This is a genomic window from Mesorhizobium sp. WSM4810 (assembly GCF_055811235.1).
This window is the reverse complement of record NZ_JBVVQV010000001.1, coordinates 567873-579782: the sequence shown is the minus strand read 5'-3', so window position 1 is coordinate 579782 and position 11910 is coordinate 567873. Positions and strand designations below refer to the sequence as shown.

The 11910-nt window shown below is 62.3% G+C and carries 11 protein-coding genes; 3 read left to right on the top strand and 8 right to left on the bottom strand.

The genetic code is table 11. The features are described from left to right. Positions 1-288: hypothetical protein (locus tag AC0L3O_RS02770; protein WP_473614714.1), on the top strand; the 288-nt coding region annotated here is incomplete at its 5' end. A 642-nt stretch (positions 289-930) separates the two neighbouring features. Here the strand turns inward: AC0L3O_RS02770 and AC0L3O_RS02765 are convergent. The 8 genes from AC0L3O_RS02765 to AC0L3O_RS02730 form a co-directional block, all read right to left on the bottom strand. Beyond that, on the bottom strand, positions 931-1977 hold the full coding sequence (locus AC0L3O_RS02765) for a glutathione synthetase (RefSeq protein ID WP_128166642.1): 1047 nt from the start codon (positions 1975-1977) through the stop codon (positions 931-933). 14 nt (positions 1978-1991) lie between these two features. Further along, positions 1992-3860: a flavohemoglobin expression-modulating QEGLA motif protein gene (locus tag AC0L3O_RS02760; RefSeq protein ID WP_473614713.1), complete on the bottom strand. Its 1869-nt coding sequence runs from the start codon at positions 3858-3860 to the stop codon at positions 1992-1994. Next, the gene (locus AC0L3O_RS02755; RefSeq protein ID WP_473614711.1) at positions 3857-4684 is read right to left on the bottom strand and encodes an N-formylglutamate amidohydrolase; all 828 of its coding nucleotides are present in this window, start codon (positions 4682-4684) and stop codon (positions 3857-3859) included. The genes AC0L3O_RS02760 and AC0L3O_RS02755 overlap by 4 nt, the downstream gene beginning before the upstream one ends. A gap of 254 nt (positions 4685-4938) precedes the next feature. Further along, positions 4939-5214, bottom strand: coding sequence for a GFA family protein (locus AC0L3O_RS02750; protein ID WP_473614710.1), 276 nt, complete (start codon positions 5212-5214; stop codon positions 4939-4941). 22 nt (positions 5215-5236) lie between these two features. Further along, positions 5237-6295 (bottom strand): Gfo/Idh/MocA family protein, encoded by a 1059-nt coding sequence (locus AC0L3O_RS02745; RefSeq protein ID WP_419693998.1) that lies wholly within the window; start codon positions 6293-6295, stop codon positions 5237-5239. A gap of 78 nt (positions 6296-6373) precedes the next feature. Next, positions 6374-7159 (bottom strand): ThuA domain-containing protein, encoded by a 786-nt coding sequence (locus AC0L3O_RS02740; RefSeq protein WP_128166634.1) that lies wholly within the window; start codon positions 7157-7159, stop codon positions 6374-6376. Positions 7160-7340: 181 nt separating this feature from the next. Next, entirely contained in the window at positions 7341-8861 is a 1521-nt protein-coding gene (locus AC0L3O_RS02735; RefSeq protein WP_473536997.1) for a DUF2778 domain-containing protein, read from the bottom strand. 435 nt (positions 8862-9296) lie between these two features. Further along, on the bottom strand, positions 9297-10736 hold the full coding sequence (locus AC0L3O_RS02730) for an FAD-binding oxidoreductase (RefSeq protein WP_473614708.1): 1440 nt from the start codon (positions 10734-10736) through the stop codon (positions 9297-9299). Positions 10737-11008: 272 nt separating this feature from the next. On the opposite strand from AC0L3O_RS02730, the gene AC0L3O_RS02725 reads away from it, so the two are divergent. Further along, positions 11009-11272 (top strand): hypothetical protein, encoded by a 264-nt coding sequence (locus AC0L3O_RS02725; protein ID WP_236377249.1) that lies wholly within the window; start codon positions 11009-11011, stop codon positions 11270-11272. A gap of 343 nt (positions 11273-11615) precedes the next feature. Then, complete coding sequence (locus tag AC0L3O_RS02720; RefSeq protein WP_473614707.1) at positions 11616-11909, top strand: hypothetical protein; 294 nt, start codon at positions 11616-11618, stop codon at positions 11907-11909. The last annotated feature ends 1 nt before the right edge of the window (position 11910 follow it).

The window sequence follows — 11910 nt, the reverse complement described above, 5'->3', positions numbered from 1 at the left end:
ACGACCGCACAGCCGATTCGGCGGTCGGGCGTAGGTCGGGATTGCCAACGCTCCGTGAATGTCGGCAAATGGCGCACGTGGTCGGTTGGTGCGTTCCGACTCAGATTGCCTGATGAGGCTCGGCAAGGTCCGGCTGGGGTGGAAAGCGGCCTTCTGCTGCTCATTCACTTCAACATGGAGCGCAGCGTCAGATACATCCCATATACGCTGATGCCCATGATCATCAGAAATACAATGACAGAGACGCCCGTTTGGGACCTTGATGTGGATGGCCGATTCCGGGCCTGAAACGCTACCCAACACGTGAAAGCGGCAAGCACTGTGCACATGACAAACAGCGCGATAAAGATGCTCTTCGGATAAATGGGCCGCAACAGCAGGCCTGTTATGCCAATCGCAAGGTTTGCGACAATGAGCGCTTTATAACGCCCTGGCAGCCGATAATTGTTCATATCTATACCACCTGATGGGCACTTACACGCGCCACGGCTAGCACGCTTTGGTTGCATCAGAGTCAAGCGGCCGGATAAGTTCGGATGGCAGCTATGGGTCGACTCGAGCCGTTGCGCGAACGGCAGCTATGGAGAAGCGCCAGGAAGGTCGGCAATTGGCGCAACGTCGACCTACAGCGTGTTGCCCATGATGTCCGCTTTCGGGAAGCGGCAAAACTCATCTGTACGGCCGAGATCGGCGCAAAGCTGCCGTCCACGTCGCGGCAGATGTCAGTCGTCTTTGGGTCAGAACTTGCCGTAGAAGTTCTCCGAACGAAGGGCAGACAAGGATTGAACTCGGTCGTTCAGAGTGATTGGATTCTGCCCTAGTCTGGAAAGACCCGGCCGGCGTCTTCAGCCGAATGTCGCCAGAGGCTCAGTGCGAACCTCAACCCACTTGCCGTCCTAGTTGGCCTGCTAGCCGGCCTGCCTGCGTTCCTCAGAGCGTTGCCAGCCGCGAATTTGTCATGGCCGTTCCATAGGCTTGACGCAGCGTCCGCTTCTCCTCCAGCGCAATGATGACGCTTGTGGCAAAATCCGTCTTGTACATGACGGCGAGCCGTGTCAGCCCGCCTGGCGTGAAGACGTTGATCTCCAGAAGTTTGTCTCCGACGATGTCGAGCCCAACCAGAAACATGCCGTCATTGATCAATTTGGGGCGCACCATCTCGGCAATGCCCAACATCGTGCCCGTTACCTTGACTTTGCGGGCTGTTCCAGCGGCATGGATATTGGACCGGACGTCGCCCTTGGCTGGAACGCGGCGAAAGGCTGCGTAATTGCCGTCGCGCACCAGCGGCAGACCGTTCATCAAGAAAAGACGCACGTCACCAGCCTTGGCCTCCGGAATGTAGACCTGCGCGATGAGATAGCCGTCACCGCTGGCCGCTTCGAAAATCTGGTTGAGGTTGGAATCGGTGGGCGTTGCAATATGGAAGACGTTCTTGCCACCCGATCCTTGGAGTGGCTTGACGATGCAGCCCTTCGAGTGTTTGTCGATAAATGCGCGGATCTCGGTAATGCTGCGCGATATCAGGGTAGCCGGCCTGACCGCCTCGGGAAAAGACTGAAGGTAGAGCTTGCTCTGCGCCTGTCCCAGGCCATCCGGATCGTTGACGACAATCGCGCCGCGAGCCGCCGCGAGCCGCCCGAACATAACGCCTGCGTTGGCGGCCCATGGCCGATCGGTGGCGTCCAACGACGGATCGTTGCGCAGAAACACAATGTCGATATCGCTTATCGCCAAAGTCTTTTTCTGCTTCGCTGTATCCTTCAGGGCAGCATGCAGTCTGTCGGATGTCTTGTAGGAAGCATCCGGCAGAACCGCTACGCTGACAGCCAGACCGTCATCCGGACGCAGTATGAAGTCGCCTGGTTCAACATAGACAACGGAATGGCCGCGCTGGACGGCGGCCAGCGCCAACGCTGTCGTCGTGTAGGCGGGCGTCTCGCTCTCAATGGAATTGACAAAGAACGCGATGCGCATCGAGGAGACTCCGCTCAAGTTTCAACCATATCGATCGGACCGATTCCCGCCATCGCTCTCTTGAGACGCGGACGCGCCGCGTCGGAAGAGAGGAACGCGGGCTCGAGGCGCGGCGCCCGCAGCAAGCCGCGCGCGTTGAGTTCCTGGATCGCTCCGAAATGCGCGGCGGAGATCTTGCCGATCCAGAACGGCGTGAGGCTGCCGCCGTCCTTCAGATGATCGAGGATCTGCACCATGCCCCGCAGATAGATGGCGTCCTTTGCAAGGCCCCCGCCTCGATAGACACGCAGAACGACGTTGAAGGCGCCGCGATCGTCGAGACCGAAATCCCTGTGGAGGATGCGGAAGGTCTCCTCGAATGTTGCTCCGTCGAGCATCGCCTGACAGGCGATAACCCTGGCCGCGATCAGCCTCAAGCGCGCTGCGGTCATGCCGCCGACCAGATATTCCGCCAGCACGGCCAGTCCCTCCTGCATGCCCTCATAGCCGGCGAGCCCGTTGCGGAAAATGGCGAGCCCCTGCGCATCGCCGTTGAAATAGGTCAGCAGATGGACACCGATCTCGTGACTGAGCAGCGCAGTCAGACGCTCCGGTGGAAGGTTGGTATCGCGTGAAACCAGCAGCCGGTTTCGAGAGACGAGGAGGCCGGCCGGCAGGTCGCCGCGGATCTCCACGGAGGCATCGAATTCGGGATAGGCTGCCCGGTAGCCGGCGATCATGTCTCGCGCGGCCGCGGCGACAGCGTCGGCGCCCAGGCCCTTCTGCCGGGTGGCCGACGCAACGCTAGGCGCCTTTTCGAGAATGGCGCGTGCTCGCGCCGCCAGGCTCGGCTCGACGCTACCATAGAGAGCTCGTCCGAGTTCGACGAAGCGGGGCGTTTCGCGCGCCGCGAGCATCGACAGCTGGAGATCGAGTTCCTGCTGCTTTTGCGAGAGCAGCGTGGTCAGCAGCGGATCTTCCAGATGCTCGAGCGAGACCGAATAGAGCTTCCGTTTCTGGCCGGCGACCTCGAACTCGAGCGGCCTGTAGAGCAGTACGGGCACACGCTCGAAGGCGCCTGCCTGGAATTCCAGCCAGGCTGGTTCGGCATTGATCGGTGTGACGGCAAGCAGAAAATCGAATGTCGACGCGACGTTGTCGATCGCCCGATCAGCGCGCACCACTGCGTCGATATAGGCGCGCCGCCCCAGCGAACGATGGGTTGCCGGCTGTTCCAGCCTTGATGCCTTCAGGAAGGCGCTGACGGCCTGAAGCGCGGAATCGACCATGTTGGCGACGACAAGGTCGTGGAGTTCGGGGTAGACGCGCTTGGTGCCAGGCACCCGGTAAATCGGTGCGAAGCGTACCGTCAAGCACGCCGCATCACCGAGATCATCCAGAAGCCGTGCTTCGGCGCGTGTCGTGGGGTTGAGTTCGTCGACGCGGGGCGTGCGGTATTTTGCTTCGCGTGCGGACGCAGCGGTGGCGAAGCGCTTCAGTGCCGCCTTCTCCGCCGCCGTGTCGCCGCAGGCCAGCGCAATCTCGAAGGGCGGCAGGAACGGAACATCCTCGGTCAGGAACCGGTCTTCGGCCAACTCGCCGATGTCCAGCATGAGGAAGGCGCCGCAGTGATCGCGCAGCCTTCGCACCACCAGCCGCGCGGCCTCGCGGGCGAGGCCGATGTCGGCCGCGATCAGATAGGACGCGTTGGCGGAGACGGCATGGAATGCCGCATCCTGATGCGACCCAACATGGACACACAGAAAGGGCAGCGGCCGATCCATGTGCAAACGGTTGCCATTGCCGAAATCGCGGCGGATTGGCTTGCCGTCCCGCAAAAGCGCGTCCAGGTCCGATTCGATTTGCGCCAATGGAGGCGGGGGTTCAACGAGCTTGGGCTTCATCGCATGGCCCGCAGCGCCGACTCCAGGACGGGCACCGTAGACGCCAGCATGGCGCGCAGCCGCTCGATTGTTCCCCAGTCGGGTTCGCCACTCCATTCGTCCATGAAAATCTTCTTGAACTCGACGGCGATGGCACACCCGGTTTCCGGAAAATTGGCATGGACGAAACGGGTCTGTTCGCCCTTGCCCTGGAAGGACACATTCTCGCGCACATCGATCGGCTCGCCGTTGAGACGCTGGCCGCGAAGCGTCTCGATGAAAGCGTCGACGACCGGTGCCCAGCGCTCGCGGTCCATGGAAGACGTACCGATGTTGATGTCGGGCGCGACGTCACGGGACGTAGGCATAGCCTCCCGTCCGTCGCGCCGGTGATTATAACTATGGACGTCGATGAGAACGAACCTGCCATGGCGCTTCTCGATACCGGCAAGGACACGGTTCAGCTCACTGTAGAAGGCGTCGTGAAAGGAGAGAGACTCCGTAACGGTGTCCTCGTCCGGCTGCTCTCGCCAGACTTTCAGGCCCCAGGACTGGTCCGGCGACCGGCAGACCGCAGCGTCTCGCGCACGGTTCAGATCCACTTGGAAGCGTGACCGATGAACGATGATCTGGGTAGGAAAATCGGCGATGAAACGCTCGGTGAACGGGTCCTCCTCTCTACGCCGGTCGGGATCGGAGAGACACATGAGCGATCGACAAGCCCTGCCAACGTCGGTGCCGCTGTGGATCGCTGTACCGACTATAGGCGACTCTCCGAGCTTGATCGTCCAGCCTGCCGGTGATCCACCCGGATCATTGCTGCCCGGATCATTGTTGGAAGTCATCGTGTTCACAGTCCATCGAATGCGTGGAGAGTGTGGACGGTTCCAATTCATCGAACAAGCGATCGTTGGCTCGCCCTGGATCAGCAGGCTGAACCGTCCAAAAACGTCAGCCGAAGGTGGCCGACGGCTTCAGCCGAACGTCGCCAGAGGCTCAGTGCGGACCTCGACCCACTCGCAGCGCCGGCTGTCGTGATAGAAGGACAGGAAAGGCGGCGGGAACAATGGGTCGGCGAAAGCCCCCACCGGAATGGCGATCAGACCGGGCTGGACATCGATCCGGTACGGACAGTGGTGCCGCAATCCGGGCAGAAACTGTAGATGACACGGCCGCCTTCGTCGCCAACGCGCGTGAACTCCGCCGCTCGTCCCTGGATAGACACATCATTCTCCGCAAACCGCGCATTGAAGCTGAACGCGCTGCCGGTGCGCCGCTTGCAGGCCAGGCAATGGCAGACAGAGACGCGTACAGGCTCGCCCGAACAGGTGGCTGACAGCTGACCGCAGGAACATTGGGCGCGGCGCGTGACCATGGCTGGCCCCTTTCAGCGAACATCAATGGGTTTCGGCATGGGTCCTGAGCTCAGCCCTCTTCTCGTCGGAGACGACGGCAAGGTCGAGAACCTTCTGCAATTCGGCCGCGTGGCGGAACGACGGCTCGGCCTGGACGCGGTTGCGCACAGCATCGACGAAGCGCTGGTAGTTGGTCGGCACCGTTCCGGCATCGAGAACCTGCCATTTTGCGTTCTCGATGTCCTCGCCCATGCACGCTTTCAGTTCCGAGTTGGTCAGATTGTGCACGACCTCGATCCCACCCTTGTCGCCATAGATGCGCAGCCGCAATTCGTTGAGGTGGCCGGTTGCCCAGCGGCTGGCATGGACGACGCCAAAAGCGCCGTTGCTGAAATCCAGCGCCATGGTGAAACTGTCATTGGCGTCGAGCTCGTACTCGCCGATCCGGTTGCCGGGCGCCTTGTCGAAGGACCTGAGGCGGCAGAACACATGGTCGATGTCGAGCGCCGCGCCATAGCTGGCGAAATCGAGGATATGGATGCCGACATCGCCCAGCACGCCATTGGAGCCGTGGCCGCGTGACAGCCGCCACAGCCATTTCGGGTCAGTACGCCAGTCGCCCCAGAACTTGGAGACCAGCCAGCTCTGCAGATAGGACGCTTCGACATGCCTGACCTGGCCGATCTCGCCGGCAAGCACCATCGCACGTGCCCGCTGCAGCGGGGCGACGTTGCGATAGGTCAGGTTGACCATGTTGATGATGCCGGCTTGCTCGGCGGCATCGGCCATTTCGCTGGCCCGCTGGTAATTTTCGGCCAGCGGTTTTTCGCACAGCACCGGCTTGCCCGCCGCGATCAGCATCATGGTGGTCGGATGGTGGATGCGGTCTGGCGTCACGTTCGCCACCGCGTCGAACTTGTCCCATGCGAGCGCGTCCTCCAGCGACGTGAACCGGTTGGGAATACCATAGCTGTCCGAAAACTTGTCGACACGCGCGCGGTCGAGATCGACGGCGCCGACCAGCTCGACGCCTTCGATCCTGCTGAACTGCCTGGCATGCTCTTCCGCCATCCAGCCGGTGCCGAGTATCAGGAGACGCATGATTCTTATCCTTAGGATGAGGCCTTATCTTCTTGTTCGAGCGTGGATTTTTCCGAACCGAAGTTTTGCGATAGCGGTCTAGCGAAAACCGGCTTCGCCCGCGGCATGGAGCTTTCCGCCGCGCTCGACGATCGGCTCGAGCGCCTTTTCCACCGGCACGTTCGGCGCATCGAGGATGGCTGGATGCGCCCCCTGCGGGTTGTGCGCCCATTTCACCGCATTGCGCAGCACCTTTTGGACATTCGCGTCGTGATAGGTCGGATAGGTCTCGTGGCCGGGCCTGAAATAGAAGATGTTGCCGGCGCCGCGGCGCCAGGTCAGCCCCGACCGGAACACTTCGCCGCCCTGGAACCAGGAGATGAAAACCGTTTCCAGCGGTTCCGGCACGGCGAACTGCTCGCCATACATCTCCTCGTTCTCAAGCTCGAAATACTCGCCGATCCCGGCAGCGATCGGGTGGTTGGGGCTCGTCACCCAGAGCCGCTCGCGCTCGCCGGCCTCGCGCCATTTCAGCGTGCAGGGCGTGCCCATCAGCTGCTTGAAGATCTTCGAGAAATGGCCGGAATGGAGCACGATCAGCCCCATGCCTTGCCAGACGCGGCGCGCCACGCGCTCGACGACTTCGTCGGCGACGGCGCCATGGTCCTTGTGTCCCCACCACACGAGGACATCGGTTTGCGCCAGACGGTCGGCCGGCAGGCCATGCTCCGGTTGCTCAAGCGTCGCCCACGATACGGAAATTTCTGGGTCGAGCTTCAGCGCGTCGGCGATCGTTGCGTGCATGCCCTCGGGGTAGATCCCCGCCACCACCTCATTGGTCCGCTCATGGATATTCTCGCCCCAAACGACAGCGCGTATCGTCATGACATTCCTCTTGATCGGTTGAAGCCGCCGCTCCGGTCAGGTCAGTCATAGTATCCTCGGCCGGGAATGAAAACGGTTTCGAGGCTGGCTACTGACAATTGGCTGGAAGTCGGCGGGACAGCGCCCCTCTCTGTCCGGCAGGACAGAGGGGGCGCGAAGGAGCGCCACATCAGCGGCTTGCTTAGCCGCGCACGACGAGGCGTTTGATCTTGCCCTTCTTGAACGCGGCGAGGAAGCTGGCGTAGTCCTTGAAGACGACGCAGCCGCTCGATTCCCCGCGGCGGCCGCGCAGCAGGTAGGTATGCGCAAGAAAGCCGTCGCGGCCATATTTGTTCTTGCCGTCGATAGGAGTGAGACGCAGCGCCTCCACCCCATGGAAGCGCGATTCACGCAGCCTCAGATCGTAGGTGTGGGGCGGCGTCGGGCCGGCATTCTTCCGGTTGGCGTAGCGCGCCTGGTCGGCCATCGAGCCCAGTCCCGAATGCGCCTCGAGCCGCGAGCCGTCCGGCATATAGACGGTTTTCGCCGAAATGTCGTAGACGGCGACGCCGCTGCCGGGCTTGGTGAACAGGTTGCCGAAGACCCCGCCGCCGCCCGCCGGGCTGTCGGGTTTGGCATAGGCCAGCATGTCTGCGGCCTTCGACCGCTTGGCCGGCTTGCCCTGGCTGCTTTGCATGCCCCGGCTGCCCTGCATGCCCGGGCTGCCCTGCATGTCCTCTTGCATGCCTGGTTTCGCCGCCGGTGACGAACTCCTCGGCGACAAGGCTGGCGCCCGGGGCATCTCGACCTGCGACGCGGCGGCGGTCTCCACCCTGTTGGCTTTGGATGGCTGAGACTGGGCTTTGGCGGCCTTCGATGCCTGGACCTTGGGCGCATTGGCCTTGGGTGCCCTAACCTCGGGTGCCTTGACCTCGGGCGCCTCGTCTGACTGATCGATTTCCGCCTGCGGACGCCAAGTCGGCAAGGGAACGCTGCCGGGCATTGCGTCCTGCGGCGGCAGCGACGCCATCTGCACCTCGCCCTCTTGGGTGGCAGCAGAATCGGCCGTCGTCGCCTGCGGCAGCACGTCGATCATCGCTTCCGGCAATGCATTCGCAAGCGCCAGCGCCAGCGCCAGCCGGGAGGATCGGTCGATTTCCGCAATCTCGGGCCCGAAGCGCACCGACGCGGGACCATGCTGATCGGCCAGGCGCACCGGCTCCGCAAAGCGCTGGCCCGTCGGCAGACTGACGACCGCAAACGGCGCGGCCCCGCCGGAGGCGCGGGCAAAGGCAGCAGCAATCTTTTGCGGCGATAGCGCCGCATTCGCCACCACCCTGTCGAAGCGCGATTGCGGTGAGATTTCGGCGACAAGCTGCACAGCATCCGGCCGCGCTAACGGCTTGAGACGCGCTACCTTGCCTTCATGCTCGAAGCTCGCGGCGGCCTGCGCGCAGCCGGCATTGCATCGGCCGAGCAGCGACGCCTGACGCTGCCGGCTTACCAGTGACGGCGCCCACGAACTGGCCCGTGGATTGACAAGTGTGTGTCGGGGATCGGCGAGCGCCATGGAGCGCGGCGCGAGCAGGTTTTGCGGAAGACTGTTGGAGGCGGCGGTGAGCGAAGTTCCCACCGAATGGAGGCCGGCCACGGTCGCAGCCGACCACAGCGCGATCGCAGCGCCAACAACGGGAATCGCGACCCAGCGCAGTCCGGGCCTCATCGAGGGCAATCCACTATCAGGATTGTCACCCCGGTTATTCAAACGCATCAACGCCATACAACCAAACCTCAATCGGCCTTGCGGCATGCGGGCTCGCAGCCGTCACAATCACAGTCGCCTGGTGCCCCCCGGCACGCTTCACGTCTGTTGCCGATTGAATCAAAAGATGGACAAACTTGGTTAACCAATCCCTCTACCGATCGCCGATTAGGCGAAGGTCTATGTCAAAAAAGGCTCCCTCCAAAACTATGAAAATAGCGGAAATGCCCTCCATGCCAGGCTTTGCTGCCCGTTTTTGCAGGCCGAGTCAACAAAGCGAAAGGATTAGACCTTGCCTGGGCGGCGTCAGCTAAAGGCTGGCACCTGCCAGCGCATGATCCGAAACGAGGCCCGCGTCCTCCGTTGGAGGCGCGGGCCTTGTCATACCTGCGCAGACTATGCGGCACGCTGCGCTTCCATCGGCCGCAAATTCTGGTTCATGCGGAACAGGTTCAGCGGATCATATCGCTGCTTGATTTCCAGCAGCCGCCGATAGTTGCCGCCATAGGCTGCTTCGACCCTGTCGACCTCGTCCCCGGGCATGAAGTTCACATAGGCCGTGCCGGCGGCATAGGGCTTGGCTGCTTCATAGAGACCCCGCGCCCAGTCGATGCAGGCCTGGTCCATTTCGGGTTCGCGCCAGCGGGCGTGGACATTCATGACGTAATGCGCGCTGCGTTGCGGAAACGCCGTTGCATCCGCTGTCACCCGGCCCGCGGCACCGCCGACATGGCCGATGAAAATCTCGCATTCGGGGCCGGGAAGCCTGGGTATCGCCGCCGTGACGACCTCGACCGCGGTGTCGGAAAGCTCGGTGAAGTCGTGGCTCTTCCAATAGTTGCGGGCGCCAGGCGTCAGCAACGGATCGAATCCCTGCTGCCAGCCGGTGAACGAGTTGGGACCGACCACGTCTGCAATCGGTGTGCCGATGGCGCGAAGCCTCTGTGTCGCCTTCTCGCCCTCCTGAAGGTCGCCGCAATAGCACATGGCCAGGACCAGCACCTCCTTGCCATGCCATTCGGCCGGCAGGAACGGCAGCGGCGGCGCCTGCCGCATGACCGCCCAGCAGGTCAACTCATTGGGCGCTGCTTCGAGCGCCGCTCGGTATTCCCGCAACACGTTTTCGGCATCGGCGAAGGGATGAACGACAAGCCCCGACAGCACCTGCGGACCGACATGGTGGAGCTTGAACTCGAAGGCCGTGACGATGCCGAAATTGCCGCCGCCACCGCGCAGCGCCCAGAACAGGTCCGGATTTTCGGTCTGGCTGGCGCGCAGCAGCTTGCCGTCGGCGGTAACCACATCGGCGCAGAGAAGATTGTCGATGGTCAGGCCGAATTTCCGCGTGATCCAACCGAAGCCGCCGCCCAGCGTCAGGCCCGAAATGCCGGTGGTCGAGTTGATGCCGGTCGGCACCGCCAGTCTGAAGGCCTGTGTCTCCGCGTCGACATCGGCGAGCGTCGCGCCAGGTTCCACCCATGCCCGCCGCGTCGCCGGATCGACCCGCACCGACTTCATCGGCGACAGATCGATCATCAGGCCGCCGTCGCAGACGGCGCTGCCGGCGATGTTGTGGCCGCCGCCGCGAACGGCGACGAGCAGCCTGTTTTCCCTGGCAAAATTGACGGCGGCGATAACGTCGGCGGCACCGGCGCAGCGCACGATCAGCCCGGGCCGCCGGTCGATCATGGCGTTCCAGATGCTGCGTGCCTCGTCATAGGCGGCGTCGCCTTCCCTCAGCACGGTGCCGCGCAATTGTGCCGAAAGCGCCTCCAGGGCCGCGGCATCGACCGTCGTCTTGCCGCGATCAAGCGTGGTGAGGCTCATGCTATCCATGGCTTTCCTCCCGATTGTTTTTGAGCCGTTTTCCCTCCACCCGTTTCCAAGTCTGCCTTTATATTAGAAGTCGCGCAAGTTCCTGATCGCTCGCTGGCCGGCATTGCGCAACCCGCACAACGGTCAGCTCTCATTGAGGTAAAAAGCCGCCGGCAGGCCGAGCCGAGATGAGTGCTGGATCGCTGTGGACGATCTCGTCGGTTCGATCGGAGGAACTACGCAGCGGTCCGCGGAGTTAGGCATATGAGCAACCAGTGCAGAGGAGAGCTCTGATGGCACCGCGCAGAAAACCCGACGATCCATCCGAAGGCCCGACCATCGAACAGCAGGATTGGGACGCGATTAAAGGCAGTAAGATTCTGCCAGACAGCGTGCCGGGAAACGGCGACATCCGTTACGACCTCGAGAAGGAGGCTGAACTGCCCGAGGAAGACGACGACAATCCGTACCAGGAGAGCGACGAGGCGCTGCCGGACGACGAAGAGGAACGCGCCCTCTCGCGCAACCCCTCGAAGCAGGATATCGACGAGCCGTGAACGGCAGCAGTTCAATACCGTGGCAGCCGCACGGTTTCGGCCAAATTCCGTGAAAGTTCCTCCAGCGACAGAAAGGCCCGGCGGGGAGGAAGCGCCGGGCCTTTGTCCGAATGCCGTGCGATCGGCTGTCACAGTCCCTAGAGTAGAACGACTGCGCTTCCAACCGTTGCTGGTGGTTGTTGTTGCATCGAAACCGAAAAACATGGCGCGGTTCGCCAGCATTGCTGCGTGGATCGCCTTCGGCCCGACCTTCGATCACGATTTCTGTCTGACGGAACAACTCCAAAAAACGCTCGTTGGATAATCATCGCAACCAGCGATGCAGCTCTAATGGAGACCGACCATGATGAAAAAAATTCTCTCCGCAACCGCACTCAGCATTGCCCTTGCCACTTCGGCGATGGCGCAATCAAACGGCACTGGATCCGGCACCAACGATCCGGGAGCGGCCACCGGGACAGGCACTGGCACCATGGCTCCCGGCACCGATAATGCAACTCCTGCCGATCCAAACGTAACCGGTTCAACCACCGACGGCCCCGACGGCATGAGTGATCGGTGCAAGGACGTAGTGGAGGCCGATAAGAACACTGCCAGTGGCACTGCAACTTCGGATAGAGAGGATTGCCCCGAGTAAC

Excerpts from the sequence above, each read along its gene's own strand:
- AC0L3O_RS02735 (WP_473536997.1), bottom strand. The coding sequence starts at position 8,861 with ATGAGGCCCGGACTGCGCTGGGTCGCGATTCCCGTTGTTGGCGCTGCG.
- AC0L3O_RS02765 (WP_128166642.1), bottom strand. The coding sequence starts at position 1,977 with ATGCGCATCGCGTTCTTTGTCAATTCCATTGAGAGCGAGACGCCCGCC.
- AC0L3O_RS02740 (WP_128166634.1), bottom strand. The coding sequence starts at position 7,159 with ATGACGATACGCGCTGTCGTTTGGGGCGAGAATATCCATGAGCGGACC.
- AC0L3O_RS02750 (WP_473614710.1), bottom strand. The coding sequence starts at position 5,214 with ATGGTCACGCGCCGCGCCCAATGTTCCTGCGGTCAGCTGTCAGCCACC.
- AC0L3O_RS02730 (WP_473614708.1), bottom strand. The coding sequence starts at position 10,736 with ATGGATAGCATGAGCCTCACCACGCTTGATCGCGGCAAGACGACGGTC.
- AC0L3O_RS02720 (WP_473614707.1), top strand. The coding sequence starts at position 11,616 with ATGATGAAAAAAATTCTCTCCGCAACCGCACTCAGCATTGCCCTTGCC.
- AC0L3O_RS02745 (WP_419693998.1), bottom strand. The coding sequence starts at position 6,295 with ATGCGTCTCCTGATACTCGGCACCGGCTGGATGGCGGAAGAGCATGCC.
- AC0L3O_RS02755 (WP_473614711.1), bottom strand. The coding sequence starts at position 4,684 with ATGACTTCCAACAATGATCCGGGCAGCAATGATCCGGGTGGATCACCG.
- AC0L3O_RS02725 (WP_236377249.1), top strand. The coding sequence starts at position 11,009 with ATGGCACCGCGCAGAAAACCCGACGATCCATCCGAAGGCCCGACCATC.
- AC0L3O_RS02760 (WP_473614713.1), bottom strand. The coding sequence starts at position 3,860 with ATGAAGCCCAAGCTCGTTGAACCCCCGCCTCCATTGGCGCAAATCGAA.